This is a genomic window from Myxococcota bacterium (genome assembly GCA_041389495.1).
Lineage (GTDB): Bacteria > Myxococcota_A > UBA9160 > UBA9160 > UBA4427 > JAWKRT01.
Genome location: JAWKRT010000002.1, coordinates 594,471 through 611,269 on the forward strand (window position 1 = coordinate 594,471; position 16,799 = coordinate 611,269).

Consider the following 16,799-nt stretch of genomic DNA (forward strand, 5'->3'; position numbering starts at 1 on the left):
TGCGGTGCTCGCATGCCTCGATTGACCGATCGGTCCGGAGTCAGGCATACCACGGGTGACGAGGCGAGGGGAAGCCCTCCGCTCGCGGTGCGGGAGACGCGGGGCGTCGCGCGGAGCAGGGGCTCGCGGAGCCGGGCTGGGAGGCGCGCCGGGTGAGTAGGGGTGGGAGGATCCTGCCGGTCGGGGCCGCCTCGGTCGTGGCGGCCGCGGTCGGGGCCGCCGCGGTCGTGGCGGCCGTCGCCGGCGCGGGCCTGCTCGTCGCTGCGTGCGGCGGCGAGGGGCCGGTCGACGACCGCCCGCCGCGCGTCGTGTCGCTGGCGCCCGTCGCGACGCGCTTCGTGGTCGCGCTCGGCGCCGGCCGCACGCTCGTCGGCGTCGACGCTGCGTCGGCCGAGCTGATCGAGCTCGCCGAGCTCGGCCTCGCGCCCGAGATCGTCGACTTCGCGGGTGCGGGGCGGCTCGCGCCCGACATCGTGATCGTGCCCGACCTCCCCGAGCCGGGTGCGCTCGCCGCGCCGCGCGCGGGCCCGGGGGACGTCGCTGCGGGAGCGGCTCCGGAGCCGGGCGCCGCCGGCGCGGCCGTCGTGCGCTTCGCGCCGCACGACCTCGAGGAGCTCTACGAGGCGAGTCGGACGCTCGGGGCGTGGCTCGTCGGCGACGAGCGCGCGCTCGCGTTCGAGAGCGGCATCGGACGTCCGCTCGGGATCGTCGGCGGCCGCTCGCCCGACCGCGACCGGCTGCGGGTCGTCGGCGTCGTCTCCCTCGACCCCGTCGTCTTCGCGGGCGGCCACAGCTTCGAGACGGACCTCATCGAGATCGCGGGCGGCACGAGCGTCACGCACGGCGGCGAGGACGTGCACGTGCCGGCGACGCCGGCCGCGTGGGCCGCGCTCGCGCCCGAGGTCGCCCTCGTCTTCACGCGCGAGCCGCCGGGCGAGGCCGCTCGCGCGCGGGCGCGGGCCGCGCTCCCCGTCGACGTCCGCGTCGAGTTCTTCGCGTTCGACCGCGACGCCTTCTGGCTCGACGCGCCCGCGGACGACGCGCGACGCCTGCAGTCGCTCCTCGGCGCCCTGCGGCACGAGCTGCGCGCCGATGACCAGGACGCGCGTCCGCCGCGGGGCGACTAGCGTCGCGCGGCGCGCTCGCGCCCGGCGCCCGCGCGCCGCCTAGCGATTCGACCGGATCTGCAGGTGGTGTCGCCGCGCCGCGCGCACGCGCGCGCGCTCGGCCTCGGTCACCGTCGCGAACCCGGGGATGTGCTCGGCGAGCGCGTCGAGGTCGACGAGCTCGGCCGACGGCTGGAGCGCCTTCGGGATCTCGCCCTGCACGCCGTCGAAGCGGAGCAGCATCGTGCCGCGCGTGAGCCCGCCCGTGTCGAGCCAGTTCGGGTAGCCCGGATCCTCGGGCGCGATCACGTGGTAGTAGGCGCCGTCGGGCGCCTTCACGACCTGGGTCGAGGTGAGGCTCGACACCTGGTTGCCGTACTCGAGCGAGTCGAACCAGAGGTCGGTGAGCTGGATCGCCTGGTACTTCGCCGTCGTCGGCCAGGTGCGCACGACGAGCGCCTTCCCGGGCGGGAGATCGAAGTGCGCGTTGCCCATCCAGCGGCCGCGCGCGCCGCCGAGGAGGTACGTGTCGACGAGCTCGCCCACCTCGTTCACGGGGCGCGCCTTCACATAGCGTTCCTCGACGAACCACGGCCACGTGGCGACGCGCTTCTCGAAGTCGCTCGCGGCGTCGCGCATGCGCTGGGCCATCTCGGCCGACGTGCGCCCCGGCTGGCGCCTTCCCTCGTACCCGATGCGATCGATGTGCACGCCACCGGTCGGCCGCGTGTCCCACACGTCGAAGATGTGGCGCACCATCACGGACGTCGTCTCGGGCGGGCTCACGATGCGCGTCGTGCCGGGAGGTGCCGCCGCCACGTCGGTGCCCGGCGCGACGAGCTCGATCTCGAACGAGCCGTCGGGCGCGAGCGCGATCTGCTCGAACGCGAGGTAGCCGACCGACTTCCCGGTGCCCGCCCACGGCTCGCCGCTGTAGAGCTGCACCTCGAGGCGTCGGGCGGAGCCGAGCTCGCCGAACACGCGATAGGGAACGGCGCCGCGGATCGACGCGAACGCGTAGCGCTGGTCGGGGTTGTCGCCGCCGCCGCGAAGGCGGAAGTCGAGCACGCGGAAGTACGGGAAGTCCGGGTCCGGCAGCAGCTCGGCCTCGAAGGACTGGATCATCGAGCGCAGCAGGTACTCGTAGCCGCGCGCGCGTTCGAGGTCGCTGCCGAACGCGGCCGCGCCGCGGACGGACTGCTCGGCGCGCTCGAGGCTCGCGGCGAGCTCGTCGAGTGCCGCGGCGAGCTCGTCGGGAGGCGGTGCGCCCGCGTCGCGCTCGCCGGCGGGGCTCCCGCTCGTCGCGCACGCGGCGCCGAGCAGGGCGAGCGAGGTGAGGAACGCCGCGGTCGCGGCGGTCGACGTCGGGGGCGAGCCGGAAGGGCGGAACATGCGAGGCCTCCTTCTCCACGGCGGCGTGGGCCGCGCGCTTCTACCACGTCGGCGCACGGGGGTGCGAGCGCGCCGCGCGGCCGCACCGGACGACGCGGGCCGGCGCGCTCGGCGCCGCTCCCGGCCGTGCGCACGGCCGCGAGCGGCCGCTCGTTAGGCGACGGCCGCGCGGCGCGATCCGCGCGCAGCGCGATCCGCGCGCAGTGCGATCCGCGCGCGGCGCGCGGGCGCTAGGATGCGAGCGGCTCGCGCGGCGCCTCGCGCAGCGCGCAGGCCCGCGCCGCGCGAGGCGCAGCGAGGAAGGCGCGATGCGGATCGAGGACGAGTGGCGGAGCATGCTGCGCCGCTTCGCCGAGCACCTGCGCGGCGAGCGGACGTCGGACCTCGGCGCGGCGACGATGACGATCGCCGCGAGCGCGTACACCGACCCGGCGCGCTTCGAGCTCGAGCGCACGAGGCTCTTCCGCGAGCAGCCGCTGCTCGTCGGCTTCTCGCGCGACCTCCCGGCCGCGGGCGATCGCATGTGCTTCGACGAGGCCGGCGTCCCCGTCGTCGTCGCGCGCGCCGAGGACGGCGGCGTGCGCGCCTTCCTCAACCTGTGTCCGCACCGCGGCACGCGCCTCGTCGAGACGTGCGAGCGCTCGCGCCGGCTCACGTGCCCGCTCCACGGGTGGAGCTTCGATCTCGCGGGCCGGCTCGTCGGCATGGCGCAGCCGGCGGCCTTCGACGGCCTCGACCGCGCGCGGCACGGGCTCGTCGCGCTCCCCGCGGCGGAGTGGGCGGGGATGATCTTCGTGCGCGCGACGCCCGGGCCGGCGATCGACGTGCCCGGCTTCCTCGGGGCGATGGCGCCGCTGCTCGAGGCGCTCGACCTCGGGCGCCTCGAGCGCGTGCGGCTCGACCGCATGCCGGTCGCCACGAACTGGAAGGCGGCGCTCGACACGTTCGCCGAGGCCTATCACGTGCCCGTGCTGCACGCGGAATCGCTCGCGACGAACCTCGTGCCCTTCGTGATGCTGTTCGACCACTACGGGCGGCATCACCGCTACAGCGGGCCGGGCCTCGAGCTCGCGGACCGGCTCGCGCGCCCGGAGGCCGAGTGGCCGACGGGCGGCTACCAGGCGGTCCACTACCTCTTCCCGAACACGACCATCGCGTTCACGCACGCGTTCGACGGCGCGACGCCGGTCGCGTCGATGTTCCGGCTCTTCCCCGGCGCGAGCGTCGGCGAGGCCGTGTCGCTCGGGTCGACGTATCGGCGCGCGGGCGAAGGCGACGTGCCCGACGAGCAGATCTCGCACATGCACGACGTCGTCTGCGCCATCGTGCGCGACGAGGACTACCGCGTCGCGAACGCGAGCTGGCCGAGCCTCGCGGCGGCGCCGCCCGGGCTCCGTCTCGTGCTCGGCCGCAGCGAGCCGCTGCTCCAGCGCTACCACCGCGACATCGCCGACGCGATCGGGCTCCCGCTGCCGGAGTGAGGCGCCGGGCCGCCGGCCCGCGCACGCCGCGCATCGGTGTACGCGGGAGCTGCGCCGCCTGTGGTTGACTGCGCAGCGACGGGCGCCCGCCCGCGCAGGAGGACCCGATGCACGCCGACGACATGATCCTCATCAGCGTGGACGACCACATTGCGGAGCCCGCCGACATGTTCGAGCGGCACGTGCCCGCGAAGTACCGCGACCGCGCGCCCGTCGTGAAGGTCGACGCGAACGGGCGCGAGCAGTGGTGGTACGAGGGCCGGCCGGGTCGCAACCTCGGGCTCAACGCGGCGGCGGGCAAGCCGCGCGAGTACTTCAACACCGATGCGCACCGCTACGACGAGATGCGCCGCGGCTGCTGGGATCCGGTGGAGCGCGTCCGCGACATGTCGGCGGGCGGCATCCTCGCCGGGCTCAACTTCCCGAACTTCACCGGCTTCGCCGGGCAGGTGCTGAACCAGGGCCCCGACCCCGACGTGAACGAGGCGATGATCCGCGCCTACAACGACTGGCACATCGACGAGTGGTGCGCGACGGCGCCCGAGCGCTTCATCCCGTGCGGCATCCTCCCGCTCTTCGATCCCGAGCGCGCGGCGAAGGAGGTGCGGCGCCTGGCATCGAAGGGCTGCCACGCGGTCACGTACTCCGAGAACCCCGAGGCGCTGAACATGCCCTCGATCCACTCGGGCGCGTGGGATCCGCTGTTCGCCGCGTGCTCCGACAGCGGCACGGTGCTCTGCTGCCACATCGGCTCGTCGTCGAAGAGCGTGTCGACGACCGCGGACGCGCCGCCGTCGGTCGGCATGTCGCTGTCGTCGGCGATGGCGATCTTCACGCTCGGCGACCTGATCTGGAACGACGTCTGGTGGCGCTTCCCGAACCTGCGCTTCTCGCTCACCGAGGGCGACGTCGGCTGGATCCCGTACTTCCTCTGGCGCGCCGAGCACGTGCAGAGCCGGCACAGCGGCTGGACGCAGCACCACTTCCCGGACGGGATGAGCCCGACGCAGGTGTTCCTGAAGCACGTGCTGTGCTGCTTCATCGCCGACCCGATCGGCGTCGAGCTGATGCACCACTTCAACACCGACAACGTGTGCTGGGAGTGCGACTTCCCGCACAGCGACACGAACTGGCCGAACTCGCCCGAGGAGCTCGCCCGCGTGCTCGCACCGCTCGACGACGCGACGATCCGCAAGATCACGCACGAGAACGCCATGCGGCACTTCCAGTTCGACCCGTTCTCGATCCGCCCGAAGGAGCGCTGCACGGCGAAGGCGCTCCGCGCCGAGGCCCCGGACGTCGACACCGTGACGCGGGTCGGGCGGCTCGCCGACGAGCGGGACCGCGCCTTCTTCGCCGAGCTCGCGAGCCGCGGACGCGCCGCGCAGGCGGCGATGGAGGGACGCTAGCCGGACGGGGTGTGTCCGCGGGTCCCTGGGTCGGTCTAGAATGCCGCCCCACCAAGGAGGGACCCCATGCCCCGCTACGGAACGCACGGCCGCGTGCTGATCGCGGACCTCACGACGAAGACGACGCGCATCGACGAGATCGACGAGTCCGTCTACCGGCAGTTCCTGGGTGGCTACGGCCTGGGCGCCTATCTCATGTGGAAGCACTACCCGGCGGGCGCCGACGCGCTCGCGCCCGAGGCGTGCTTCGCGATCGTGTCGGGCCTGCTCACGGGCGCGCGCACGCCGTTCTCGGGGCGCATCCAGATCGTCGCGAAGTCGCCGCTCACGGGGACGTGGGCCGACTCGAACTCGGGCGGCTCGGTCGCGAGCCAGCTGCGACGCGCGGGCTACGACGGCCTCGTCGTGACGGGGCGCGCGAGCGAGCCGACGGTGCTCGTCGTGCGCGACGGCGACGTGCGCTTCGAGCCGGCGGGCGAGCTGTGGGGACAGGAGATCCCGCCCGTCTTCGACGCGCTGCGCGAGCGCTACGGCAGCCAGTCCGAAGTGGGCGTCAGCGCGATCGGCCCGGCCGGCGAGCACCAGGCGCGCATCGCGAGCGTCATGAACGACCGCTACCACGCGTTCGGTCGCCAGGGCCTCGGTGCGGTCTACGGCGCGAAGAACCTGAAGGCGATCGTCGTGCACGGCTCGGGCGAGGTCCCGGTCGCCGACCCGGCGCGCTTCCGCAATCTCTGCCAGTCGATCACGAAGGAGTACAAGTCCGATCTCTCGTGGCTGACGCGCTTCATGGTGTGGATGACGAAGCCCAAGCCGATGCTCGGCTGGATGTACCGCGCGATGGCGCGCTTCGGCATCAAGGTCGAGGCGCCGCAGAAGGCGATGCGCCAGCTCTGGTCGGATCGCGGGACGACGGGCGCGGTGGCGCTCAGCATCGAGAACGGCGACGGCCCGGTGAAGAACTGGAAGGGCGTCGGCTCGCGCGACTTCCCGCTCGCCACGAAGAGCATCAAGCTCGACGGCGACACGGTGGCCAAGTACATCACGAAGAAGCTCTCGTGCGGCGACTGCCCGGCGCCCTGCAAGGGCATCGTCGCGGTCAAGAGCCGCGGCCTGTCCGACGTGCGCCGCCCCGACTACGAGACGATCGCCGGCTTCGGCGCGGCGATCCTCAACGACGACATCGAGATCGTCACGGCGTGCCACGACGCCTGCAACCGCTTCGGCCTCGACGCGGTGAGCGCGAGCGCGACGCTCGCGTGGGTCTGCGAGGCGGTCGAGGAAGGGATCCTCGCGCCGGCCGACCTCGACGGCATCGACATGCGCTGGGGCAACGGCGAGGGCGCGCTCGCGCTCACGATCAAGATGGGCAAGAACGAGGGCTGCGGGACGTGGCTGCGACACGGCCTCGCGCGCGCGTCCGAGCACGTCGGCAAGGGGAGCGAGCGTTTCGCCGTGCACGTGCACGGACAGGAGCCCGCCTATCACGACTCGCGCTTCACCTCGCTCATGGGCGTGAGCTACATCGCCGACCCGACGCCCGGCCGCCACACGACGGGCACGGGCTCGTGGCGCGAGACGTTCAACGTGGGCTTCCCGATCCCGAACGCGATCGACGAGAAGGAGATCGCGATCTCGTGGAAGTCGACGGAGAACAAGGGCAAGGCGCAGGCGCACTTCAGCAACGCGCACCAGGTGATGAACGGCCTCGGCCTGTGCCTGTTCACGAACATGACGGGCGGGCTGCCGTGGCTCGACCTCACGAACGCGCTCACGGGCTGGGACCTCGACGCGAAGGAGCTGCTGCGCTGCGGCGAGCGCATCCAGAACCTGCGCGCCGCGTTCAACCTGCGCGAGGGCATCGCGCCCGGCGACTTCAAGCCGCACCCGCGCATGCTGGGCGAGGGCGACGGCCTGCTCGACGACGGGCCGCTGCGCGGCGTGAAGGTCCCGCTCGATCAGCTCAAGCGCGACTACTACGCGGCCATGCACTGGAACCCGGCGACCGGGCGCATCGAGCGCGCGCACGCGCAGGCGCTCGGCATCGACGGCCTGCTCGCGGGGTATCTCGACGCATGAGCCTGCGCGAGCGCGTGCAGCGCTGGATCGGCGGCGACTCCGAGACGGGGCCGCGCGTGCGCGTCGTCGTCAAGGGGCGGATCGGCGAAGGCTGGTTCGACGTCGATCGCTGGATCGCGCTGCCCGAGGGCGCGACGCTCGGCACGCTCATCGCCGAGGCCGACCGCCAGGGTCTCGCGCTCACGCAGGCGATCGCCGACAGCCCGCACCTGCGCCACACGCTGATGTGGAACGGGCAGCGCGCGCCCGTCGACGAGAGCCTCGAGCGCGCGATGGGCGACGGCGACGAGATCTACCTGCTCGGTCCGGTCGCCGGCGGCTGAGCGCGCGGACCGCGCGCATCCGCGACGCCCGCGCCGACGGTGCGACAGGAGGAGCCCGGTTGGAGACCCGTCTCTACTTCGTGCTCGGCGATCTCGCCGCGAACGTCGTGGCGGGCGCGCTCGTCGGCGCGCTCTGCGCGGCGCTCTTCGGCCCGGCCTGGAACATGTGGATCGCGATGGTCGTCGGCATGGCGCTCGGCATGGTCGTCGTGCTGCCGGTGGCGCTCCCGATGGGTGCGCTCTTCGGCGCGATGGAGGTGATGGTGCCGGCGATGACGACGGGCATGGTCGCGGGCATGGTCGTCTCCATGGCGGCGGCGATGGAGCCGGTCGGCGTCGCGCGCGGCGTCGAGCTCGGCGTGGTGTGCGGCGTCGGCACGCTCGTCGCCTGCTACGTCGCGAACGCGATCCTCCGCGGGAGGGCCTCGCGATGGACGTCGTGACGCAGAAGAAGTGGGACCGCGCGGCGCGCAACTTCGACCTGATGGCGGGCTACGGGCCCGAGAGGCGCTGGGAGCCGTACAAGCGCGAGCTGTTCGCGAGGATGGGCGAGGGCCGCATCCTCTTCCTCGCGGTCGGCACCGGGCTCGACGTCCGCTTCTTCCCCGAAGGCCGCGACATCGTCGGCATCGACATCAGCGAGCGCATGCTCGAGAAGGCGCGGCCGCGCGTCGAGGCCTACCCGGGCTCGATGGAGCTGCGCCAGGTGGACGTGCACGACATGCCGTTCGCCGAGGGCGAGTTCGACCAGGTGTTCACGTCGTGCACGTTCTGCTCGGTGCCGCGGCCGGTCGACGGGCTGCGCGCGCTGCACCGCGTGCTGCGCCCGGGCGGCGAGCTCCACATGTTCGAGCACACCGGCAGCCGCTACTTCCCGTTCAACGTGATGATGAACGTGATGACGCCGCTCTCGCGCAAGGCCGGCCCCGAGATGAACCGCACCACGGTCGAGAACGTGAAGGCCGCGGGCTTCCGCCTCACGAAGGTGACGCACGTCTTCCTCGACGTGGTCAAGACGATCTCGGCGGCACGCTAGGCGCCGCGCCCGCCGCGGGCGGCCGGCTCCCGACCACGCCCGGCAGCACGAGCAGGTCGGCGAGCAGCGACGCGCCGATCGCCACGCCCGTCACGAGCCCGAAGCTCGACAGGCTCTTCCACGGCACGAGGAAGAGCACGAGGAAGCCCGCCGCGAGCGCGCCCGCCGTCGTGAAGAGCGCGCGCCCGACCTCGCGCAGCGACGCGTCCATCGCGTGCTCGCGCGCGAGCCCGTGCGCCCGGAAGCGCTGGTAGCCGGCGAGCAGGTGCAGCGCCTCGTCGACGCCGAGCCCGAGCAGCACGGACGCGACCATCGCGGTGCCCATGTCGAGCGGGATGCCGAGGAAGCCCATCGCGCCGAGCGTGAGCACGACGGGGAGCGTCGTCGGGACCATCGCGAGCAGCGCGAGGCGGAGCGAGCGCAGGCACAGCGCCGTCAGCGCGAACACCATCGCGAGCGCCTGTCCGAAGCTCCCGATCTGCGTGTCGCGGATCTCGTCGATCATGCGGCTCACGACGGCGAGCGGGCCCGTGACGACGACGCGCGATCCCGCCGGCGCGGCGGCGCGCGCCTCGCGCTCGACGTTCGCGACGAGGTCGCGGAGCGCGTCCTGCGGGAGCTTCTCGCCCTGGAACGAGACGCGCAGCGCGGCGCCGCGCGCGTCGGTCGCGGGCGCCGCGAACAGCGCGACCTGCGCCGGCTGCTCGGCGCGCATCAGGCGGAAGAGCTGCGCGGGGCGCCGCGAGTCGGCGCCGTCGGCCGCGACGTCGAGCGGCGGGCCGGGAACGAGCGCCGCGAGCTCGCGCAGCGGCGCGAGCACGGAGAGCGCGCGGTCGAGCCCGTTCGCGCGCGCGAGGCCCTCGATGCGCGCGACGGCGCGGAGCGCATCGAGCGACGTCGGCTCCGTGCCGGGGGGGAGCTCGAGCGCGACCTCGAGCGTGTCGCCGCCGCGCAGCGCGGCGGCTTCGCGCGCCCAGCGCACCACCTGGCTCTGCTCGCCGTAGAGCTCCTCGAAGCTCGCGTCGATCGAGAGGCGCGCGATGCCGAAGCCGCCCACCACGGTGAGCGCGGCCGCCGCGAGCAGGATGCGCGCGCGCCCGCGCGCGACGTGGTCGGCGATCGCACCGACCACGCGGCTCCACGCGGCGTGCGAGCGCGGCACGGCGACGAGCCGCGCCGGGACGCGCACGAGCGCGATCGGGAGCAGGAAGAACGTCGCGGCGAAGGCCGCGATCACGCCGAAGGCCGCGACCCAGCCGAAGCGCACGAGGCTCTCGAGGCCGCTCGCCGAGAACGACGCGAAGCCCGCGGCCGTCGTGAGCGCCGTGTAGAAGGCGGGTCGCCCGACCTCGGCGAGCGCGCGCAGCGCGACGCGCTCGCGGCCCGCGCGGTCGCCCGGGGCACCGCCCGGGCCGTCTTCCTCCTCCGCGCACATCTCCGCGTACGTCGTGACGACGTGGATGCCGTAGCAGACGCCGATCGTGAGCATGAGCGGCGGCAGCACCTGGAAGAAGCTCGTGCGCGGCCAGCCGAGCCACCCCTGGAGCCCCACCGTCCACACGAGCGCGAGCCCCGCCGTCGCGAGCGCGAGCACGGACGGCACGAGCGAACGGAACGCGACGAGGAGGATGACGCCGACGAGCACGACGATCGCCGGCACGAGCCGCTGCACCTGGTGGTCGAGCTCGCGTCCCGCGACCACGAACTCGACCGGGCCGCCGACGAGCGCGAAGCGGTGCCCCCGCGCCTCGAAGCGCGCGAGCGCGGCGCGCGCGCCGTCGACCGCGCGCTCGGCCGTCGCGCCCGACGAGTCGGCGAGCTCGACGACGAGCGCGCCCGCGCGCCCGTCGGCCGACACGATCTGCCCCTCCCAGACGGGGTCGCGCACCGCGCGCGCGGCGAGGGCCTCGAGGTCCGGTGCGGGCGTGCCGCCGGGCGCGAGGCGACGCGCGCGCGGCAGGTCGAACAGCTCGGGCGCGAGGAGTGGCGTCGTCGCCGGGCCCTCGACGCGCGAGACGCCCGGGAGCGCGGCGATCTCCTCCGCGAGGTCGTGGGCCATGGCGAGCGCGCCGGCGTCGAACACGCTCTCGCACGGCGCGCCGTCGCCGCAGCGGTAGACGATCGCGAACGGAACGCCGCCGCCGAAGCGCGTCGTCACCTCCTCGAGGTCGCGCACGACGGGATGGCCGGCGCCGAGGAAGGCGCGATAGCCCGAATCGGTCCCGACGCGCAGCGCGCCCGCGCCGAGCGCGGCGGTCGCGAGCGCGGCGACGAGCAGCACGCGCAGCGGCGCGCGCAGGCAGAGCGAGGCGAGGCGGTCCATGCGGATGTCGTGGCTCCCGGGGCTCGCGCGCGCCCGATGCTAGGTGACCCGGCGCGGCTCGGGGGCCCCTTCGTCGGCGCGGCGCCCGCGCGAGGCCGGCGGCTCGCCCGCGGCGAGCCGGAGCAGCGCGCCGAACGCCGGCGGCGCCGCCGCGAGCAGCGCGAAGGCCGCGCGCCGCGCGCGCGGGTGCGCGACGCCCGTCGCGAGCAGCGCGGCGAAGCCCCGGTGCACGCGCGTGAGCCGGCGCCAGTCGGCCTCGTAGCGCGCGAGCGGCGCGCCCTCGGCGATCGTTCGCGCGAGCGCGCGCGCGCACGCGAGCCCGACCGTGATGCCCTCGCCCGTGACCGCGTCCGTGTAGCCCGCCGCGTCGCCGACGAGCGCGATGCCCGGCGCCGTGCGCGCGCGCGCGCCCTGCCAGAACGGGCCCGCGCCGCGCACGGTCGAGACGCGTTCCGCGTCGGCGAGGCGCCGGGCGAGGGCGGGGAAGCGCGCGAGGTGCGCGTCGTAGCTCCCGCCGTCGCCGCGCCAGAGGAGCGCGACGCCGACCTCGTCGGCCGCGACGGGCGTCACGTACGCCTCGATGCCCTCGCCCCAGTGCACCTCGACGAGGTCGCTCCACGGCGCGACGCGGAAGTGGCGGCGCATCCCGAACCGGCGCCGCCGCGCGGGTGGCGACGCGAGCCCCGCGCGCGCGCGCACGCGGCTCGCGAGCCCGTCGGCGCCGACGAGCACGCGCGCGCGGAGCTCGCCCTCCGAGGTCGTCGCGCGCACGCCCGCGGCGTCGGCGTCGAACGACTCGAGCGCACAGCCGAAGCGCACGTCGACGCCCGCGCGCGCGGCGGCGTCGAGCAGCGCGCGCGAGAGCGCGGTGCGGCGGACGCCGAGCCCGGGCCCGCTGCGGAACGCGCCGGTGAGCGTGCGCGCGCCGTCGACGAAGCGCACGCCCCGGAAGCGCGCGGCGGGCAGCGCGGGGAGCGCGACGCCGAGCGCGTCGAGCGCGCGCACGCCGGCGGGCATGATCCCTTCGCCGCAGGCCTTGTCGAGCGGCGGCGCGCGGCGCTCGACGACGAGCGCGCGCGCGCCGCGGCGCGCGAGCTCGATCGCGGTGGCGAGACCGACGGGGCCCGCGCCGACGACGAGCGCGTCAAGCGCGCGCACGGGCGAACGCGCGCAGCGAGCGCGCCATCTCGAGGGCGAGCCGCGGCAGCGACACCTTGCCGGGCGGCGCGAGCTCGCCGCCGCGGTACAGCCGGAGCGCCTCGGCGCGCCGGATCTTCCCGCTCGAGGTGCGCGGCAGCGTGCCGGGCGCGAGCACGACGACGCGCCCCGCGACGAGCCCGCTCACCTCGAGCGCGCGCCGCCGCGCGGCGATCTCGATCCCGGTGTCGCCGTCGGGCGACGCGTCGTGCGCGCGCTCGACGAGCAGCCACAGCTCCTCGCCGCTCCCGTCGTCGGCGAGCGCGCCGACGGCCGCGCTGCAGCCCGCGCGCACGCCCGGCAGGTCGTCGAGCGCGCGCTCGATGTCCTGCGGCGCGTGGTTGCGGCCGCGCACGACGATCAGGTCCTTCGCCCGGCCGTGGAGGTGGAGCTCGCCGTTCCACAGGAAGCCGACGTCACCGGTGTCGAGCCAGCCGTCGCGCAGCGCGGCGGCGGTCGCTTCGGGCCGCCCGTCGTAGCCCTCCATGATCGACGGCCCGCGCACGCGCACGCGGCCGACCTCGCCCGCCGAGAGAGCGCGCCCCCGCTCGTCCGCGATCTCGATCGCGAAGCCGGGGAGCGGCGGGCCGAGCGAGACGATCGACGTCGCGCCCGCGGCCTCGCTCGCGACGGCGCGGCCGTCGCGCTGCAGCGCGCGCGCGTCGAAGCGGTGGACGGCGAAGCGGCGGTCGAGCGCGCTGAACGTCACCGCGAGCGTCGCTTCGGCGAGGCCGTAGACGGGAGTCAGCGCCTCCTCGCGGAGTCCGTAGGCGGCGAAGCGCTCGACGAATCGGTCGAGCACCGCCGGCGTGACGGGCTCGGCGCCGTTCATCGCGACGCGCCAGGACGAGAGGTCGACGCCCTCGAGCTCGTCGTCGCGCACGCGCTCCGCACACAGCGCGTAGGCGAAGTTCGGCGCGGGGCTGATCGTGGCGCGGTGGCGCGAGATCGCGCGCAGCCACAGCGCGGGGCGCGCGATGAAGTGCTCGGGCGGGATCAGCGCGAGGTCGCACCCGTGGAAGAGCGACGTGAAGATGCCGCCGACGAGCCCCATGTCGTGGTAGAGCGGCAGCCAGCTCGCGGCCGAGTGCACGAAGCCGTCGACTTCGGGATGGACGGTGCGCACGGCGTCGCCGATCGCCGCGACGTTGGCGAGGATCTGTCGGTGCGTGAGCGCGACGGGCTTCGGCGCCTGCGTCGTGCCGGACGAGAACTGGATGAAGCCGAGCGCGTCGGGGTCGAGCTCGCGCGCGAGCCCGCGGAAGGCGCGCAGGCTCGCGAGCCCCTCGCAGCCGAGCTCGGGACGTGCGCGCTCGATCGTGCGGCCGAGCACGCGCTGCGTGCGCGAATCCGCGAGCACGAGCCGCACGCGCGCCGCGTCGAGCATCGCGGCCGTGCGCTCGTGGTACTCGTCGAGGCGGCCGAGGCGCACGGGCGGGTAGAGCGGAACGGGCACGGCGCCGGCGAGCACGGCGCCGAAGAAGCCGTCGAAGAACTCGGGGCTCGTCGCCGCGACGATCGCCACGCGGTCGCCCGGCTCGACGCCGCGCGCGGCGAGGCCGGCCGCCGCCCGGCGCGCGCGCTCGGCGAGCTCCGCGTGCGAGAGCTTCGTCTCGCGCTCGCGCGCATCGACGAAGGTGATCGCGCCGCCGAGCCCGGCGGCCTCCTCGAGGCGGGAAGCCAGCGTCGCGGTCATGGTCGTCCTCCTGCGCGGCGCGTGTCGTCGATCCACGCGACGAGCTCGCCCGCGGTCCGGATCTCGCGCTCGCCGTCGGGCTCGAGCTCGATCTCGAACAGGTTCTCGAGCTCGACGACGAGGTCGAGCTGCTGGATCGAGTCGAGCGCGAGGTCGGCGACGAGGTCCGTGTCGGCGTCGATCGCCGCCGTGCTCCCGAGCCGCTCGCGCGCGAGGCGGCGCAGCTCGGTCCACGTGTCGCGCTCCGTCGGCTGCGTCATCGCGCGCTCCGCGCCGGCACGAGGCGCGGCCGGTCGCCGAGCCGCGCGTCGCCGTCGCAGTGCTCGGCGAGCGCGCGCTCCTCGACCGCGATGCGCGTGCGGAGGAGCCACGCGTCGAGCAGCGTGAAGGCGATCGCCGTGCACCACGCGCCGTGGACGAGCGGGAGCGCGACGCCCTCGAGCGCGACGGCGGCGTAGTTCGGATGGCGCAGCCAGCGGTACGGGCCCGTCGTGACGACCGGCTCGCCCGGCACGACGATCACGCGCACGTTCCAGCGGTCGCCGAGCGAGGCGATCGCCCAGTAGCGCAGCGCCTGCGCGGCGAGCGCGAGCGCGAGCATGGGGAAGCCGACGCGCGGGTCGAAGCCGCGGTCGAGCAGGACGACCTCGAGCGCGCACGAAGCCAGGAAGCCCGCGTGCAGCGCGCGCATCGCGCCGAAGTGCCCGCGGCCGAGCTCGACGCCACCGCGCGCGAAGGCGCGCGCCGCGTTGCGCCGCGACAGCGCGAGCTCGACGAGCCGCTCGGCGCCGACGAGCGCGAGCAGGCCCAGGTAGGCGACCTGGCTCGTCACCATCGCAGCAGCACGAGCTCGCTGCAGAAGCCCGGGCCCATCGCGAGCAGCAGGCCGTGCGTCCCCGGCGCGGGCGACTCCTCGAGCGCATCGGCCAGCACGAACAGCACGGAGGCGCTCGACAGGTTGCCGACCTCCGCGAGGTGCGCCCACGACCGCGCGAGCGCGTCGGCCGGGAGCGAGAGCGACGTCTCGATCGCCTCGAGCACCTTCGGGCCGCCGGGGTGGCACACGAAGACGCCGACGTCCCCGAGCGCGAGGTCGTGCGCGGCGAGGAACTTCTCGACGTCGGGGCGGAGCCCGGCCGCGATCGCGGGCACGTCGGCCGACAGCACGACCTGGAAGCCGCCGTCGGTGACGTCCCAGCCCATCACGCGCTCGGTGTCGGGATAGAAGACGGACTGCGTGGCGACGATGCGCGGGCCCGCGGAGCCCGTCGCTGCTCCGCGGATCACGGCCGCCGCCGCGCCGTCGCCGAAGAGCCCGCTCGCGATCACGTTCGCCATCGACGCGTCGCCGCGCTGGAGCGTGAGGCTGCAGAGCTCGGTCGAGAGCACGACGGCGGTCTGGTCGGGGAAGCCGCGGAGGGAGTCGGCGGCGCGCGCGATGCCGGCGGCGCCGCCGACGCAGCCGAGCCCGAAGATCGGCGTGCGCTTCACGTCGCTGCGCATCCCCATCCGGTTCACGAGCCGCGCGTCGATCGACGGCGCGGCGATGCCCGTGACCGAGAGCGCGAAGACGTGGTCGACGTCGCGCGGGCGCAGGCCGGCGCGCGCGAGCGCGTCGTCGACGGCGCGCTCGCCGAGCTCGACCGCGCAGCGGACGAACGCGGCGTTCGCGTCGCCGAAGCCGCGCAGCCGCTCGTACTCCTCGACCGGGAGCGCGAGGTGGCGGCCGCCGACGAGCGTGTTCCGCTGGATCTGCTCGAGGCGTCGCGGGTTGTGGAAGCGCCCCTTCCACAGGCGCGCGAGTGCGTCGAGCAGCTCGTCCTGGTCGTAGTAGTGGGCGGGCAGCGCGCGCCCGACGGCGGCGATCCTCATGCGACACCTCCCGCGCGCCGGGCGAGGCGCGGCAGCCAGTAGGGGACGAGGCGCTGGTAGGCGAGGTAGCGCTCGCGCTCGCGCGCGAGCAGGCGCCGCTCCTTGTGGAGCGGCCCGACGACACAGTACGCCGTCCAGAGCGTCGCGAGCAGGAGCCGGTCCGCGGTGACGATGGGCGCCGTCCAGAGCGTGCACGCGAAGGCGACGTAGACGGGCTGGCGCGTGAAGCGGAAGAGGCCGTGCGTGGGGAAGGGCGCGAAGCGCGGCCGGTGCCCGCGCGCCACCGCGCTCCAGCCGAGCCAGCCCGTCTGCACGCCGAGACCCGCGTCGAGCATCGCCTTGCCGAGCAGCAGCCAGCTCGCGCCGTACGCGACATCGCTCGCGACGCGCGCGGCCCCGGTCGCGCGCCAGACGGCCGCACCCGCCGGCGACCACAGCGCGAAGACGGCGCCGAGGTGGAGCGATGCGACGAGCGCGTAGGTCGTGCAGCGCAGGTCGGGCGAGCCGCCCGGCGAGACGCGGTCGAGCGCGCGCTGTCCGCGCGGCGTCAGCAGGAGCGAGTGAACGACGGGGAACGAGAGTGCGAGCACGGAGTTCGCGAGCCACGCGGCGGAGCCGGTGAGCCGGCCGAGACCGAAGCGCATGCCTTCGTGCAGGCTCGCGATCATCCAGGCGATGGCGACTCCGAACGCGAGATGGCAGGCGAGACCGAGCGCGACCGCGCGGGCGCGATCGGCGGAAGAGACGCGGAGCGACAAGGACGAAGCCTCCAGGGGGGCGGGGCGACGACGGGGACGGTCGTCGCGAAACGGGTCGACGCGTGAGCGCCGCGCCTGCAGACGATCGCGGACGCCCCGCGGTTCCGCGATGTATGGAACGCGGACG

15 protein-coding genes are annotated in these 16,799 nt (G+C 74.8%); 7 read left to right on the top strand and 8 right to left on the bottom strand.

The annotated features are described in order from the left end of the window. Positions 1-152 precede the first annotated feature (152 nt). Positions 153-1,127 (top strand): hypothetical protein, encoded by a 975-nt coding sequence (locus R3E88_13340; GenBank protein ID MEZ4217461.1) that lies wholly within the window; start codon positions 153-155, stop codon positions 1,125-1,127. 39 nt (positions 1,128-1,166) lie between these two features. Here the strand turns inward: R3E88_13340 and R3E88_13345 are convergent, their stop codons facing one another. Further along, positions 1,167-2,498, bottom strand: a complete 1,332-nt coding sequence (locus R3E88_13345) for a hypothetical protein (protein MEZ4217462.1) — start codon at positions 2,496-2,498, stop codon at positions 1,167-1,169. Between the two features lie 308 nt (positions 2,499-2,806). On the opposite strand from R3E88_13345, the gene R3E88_13350 reads away from it, so the two are divergent. From R3E88_13350 to R3E88_13375, 6 genes are all read left to right on the top strand, one after another. Beyond that, entirely contained in the window at positions 2,807-3,979 is a 1,173-nt protein-coding gene (locus R3E88_13350) for an aromatic ring-hydroxylating dioxygenase subunit alpha (protein ID MEZ4217463.1), read from the top strand. Positions 3,980-4,086: 107 nt separating this feature from the next. Continuing rightward, complete coding sequence (locus R3E88_13355) at positions 4,087-5,388, top strand: amidohydrolase family protein (protein MEZ4217464.1); 1,302 nt, start codon at positions 4,087-4,089, stop codon at positions 5,386-5,388. A 66-nt stretch (positions 5,389-5,454) separates the two neighbouring features. Further along, positions 5,455-7,467, top strand: coding sequence for an aldehyde ferredoxin oxidoreductase family protein (locus R3E88_13360; protein MEZ4217465.1), 2,013 nt, complete (start codon positions 5,455-5,457; stop codon positions 7,465-7,467). Further along, complete coding sequence (locus R3E88_13365; protein MEZ4217466.1) at positions 7,464-7,790, top strand: MoaD/ThiS family protein; 327 nt, start codon at positions 7,464-7,466, stop codon at positions 7,788-7,790. Before R3E88_13360 ends, R3E88_13365 begins: the two co-directional genes overlap by 4 nt. Positions 7,791-7,849: 59 nt before the next feature. Then, the gene (locus R3E88_13370) at positions 7,850-8,233 is read left to right on the top strand and encodes a hypothetical protein (protein MEZ4217467.1); all 384 of its coding nucleotides are present in this window, start codon (positions 7,850-7,852) and stop codon (positions 8,231-8,233) included. Continuing rightward, positions 8,221-8,826, top strand: coding sequence for a class I SAM-dependent methyltransferase (locus tag R3E88_13375; protein ID MEZ4217468.1), 606 nt, complete (start codon positions 8,221-8,223; stop codon positions 8,824-8,826). Before R3E88_13370 ends, R3E88_13375 begins: the two co-directional genes overlap by 13 nt. On the opposite strand, the gene R3E88_13380 is transcribed toward R3E88_13375, so the two are convergent. From R3E88_13380 to R3E88_13410, 7 genes are read right to left on the bottom strand one after another with little or no spacing between them, the layout of a single operon-like run. Continuing rightward, positions 8,801-11,149, bottom strand: a complete 2,349-nt coding sequence (locus R3E88_13380) for an MMPL family transporter (protein ID MEZ4217469.1) — start codon at positions 11,147-11,149, stop codon at positions 8,801-8,803. The two genes, R3E88_13375 and R3E88_13380, sit on opposite strands and share 26 nt — an antisense overlap. Positions 11,150-11,188: 39 nt before the next feature. Continuing rightward, positions 11,189-12,307 (bottom strand): NAD(P)/FAD-dependent oxidoreductase, encoded by a 1,119-nt coding sequence (locus tag R3E88_13385; protein ID MEZ4217470.1) that lies wholly within the window; start codon positions 12,305-12,307, stop codon positions 11,189-11,191. Next, on the bottom strand, positions 12,294-14,042 hold the full coding sequence (locus R3E88_13390) for a fatty acyl-AMP ligase (protein ID MEZ4217471.1): 1,749 nt from the start codon (positions 14,040-14,042) through the stop codon (positions 12,294-12,296). Before R3E88_13390 ends, R3E88_13385 begins: the two co-directional genes overlap by 14 nt. Further along, on the bottom strand, positions 14,039-14,302 hold the full coding sequence (locus R3E88_13395; GenBank protein MEZ4217472.1) for an acyl carrier protein: 264 nt from the start codon (positions 14,300-14,302) through the stop codon (positions 14,039-14,041). The genes R3E88_13390 and R3E88_13395 overlap by 4 nt, the downstream gene beginning before the upstream one ends. Further along, a complete protein-coding gene (locus R3E88_13400) occupies positions 14,299-14,877 on the bottom strand; it encodes an isoprenylcysteine carboxylmethyltransferase family protein (GenBank protein ID MEZ4217473.1) in 579 nt (192 codons plus the stop codon). The genes R3E88_13395 and R3E88_13400 overlap by 4 nt, the downstream gene beginning before the upstream one ends. Then, entirely contained in the window at positions 14,871-15,914 is a 1,044-nt protein-coding gene (locus R3E88_13405) for a 3-oxoacyl-[acyl-carrier-protein] synthase III C-terminal domain-containing protein (protein MEZ4217474.1), read from the bottom strand. The genes R3E88_13400 and R3E88_13405 overlap by 7 nt, the downstream gene beginning before the upstream one ends. Next, a complete protein-coding gene (locus R3E88_13410) occupies positions 15,911-16,672 on the bottom strand; it encodes an isoprenylcysteine carboxylmethyltransferase family protein (protein MEZ4217475.1) in 762 nt (253 codons plus the stop codon). The genes R3E88_13405 and R3E88_13410 overlap by 4 nt, the downstream gene beginning before the upstream one ends. Positions 16,673-16,799 lie beyond the last annotated feature (127 nt).

What these genes read in the sequence shown, in the direction of transcription:
- R3E88_13390 (MEZ4217471.1), bottom strand. Translation starts at nt 14,042, where the DNA reads ATGACCGCGACGCTGGCTTCCCGCCTCGAGGAGGCCGCCGGGCTCGGC.
- R3E88_13395 (MEZ4217472.1), bottom strand. Translation starts at nt 14,302, where the DNA reads ATGACGCAGCCGACGGAGCGCGACACGTGGACCGAGCTGCGCCGCCTC.
- R3E88_13400 (MEZ4217473.1), bottom strand. Translation starts at nt 14,877, where the DNA reads ATGGTGACGAGCCAGGTCGCCTACCTGGGCCTGCTCGCGCTCGTCGGC.
- R3E88_13380 (MEZ4217469.1), bottom strand. Translation starts at nt 11,149, where the DNA reads ATGGACCGCCTCGCCTCGCTCTGCCTGCGCGCGCCGCTGCGCGTGCTG.
- R3E88_13345 (MEZ4217462.1), bottom strand. Translation starts at nt 2,498, where the DNA reads ATGTTCCGCCCTTCCGGCTCGCCCCCGACGTCGACCGCCGCGACCGCG.
- R3E88_13360 (MEZ4217465.1), top strand. Translation starts at nt 5,455, where the DNA reads ATGCCCCGCTACGGAACGCACGGCCGCGTGCTGATCGCGGACCTCACG.
- R3E88_13405 (MEZ4217474.1), bottom strand. Translation starts at nt 15,914, where the DNA reads ATGAGGATCGCCGCCGTCGGGCGCGCGCTGCCCGCCCACTACTACGAC.
- R3E88_13350 (MEZ4217463.1), top strand. Translation starts at nt 2,807, where the DNA reads ATGCGGATCGAGGACGAGTGGCGGAGCATGCTGCGCCGCTTCGCCGAG.
- R3E88_13365 (MEZ4217466.1), top strand. Translation starts at nt 7,464, where the DNA reads ATGAGCCTGCGCGAGCGCGTGCAGCGCTGGATCGGCGGCGACTCCGAG.
- R3E88_13355 (MEZ4217464.1), top strand. Translation starts at nt 4,087, where the DNA reads ATGCACGCCGACGACATGATCCTCATCAGCGTGGACGACCACATTGCG.
- R3E88_13375 (MEZ4217468.1), top strand. Translation starts at nt 8,221, where the DNA reads ATGGACGTCGTGACGCAGAAGAAGTGGGACCGCGCGGCGCGCAACTTC.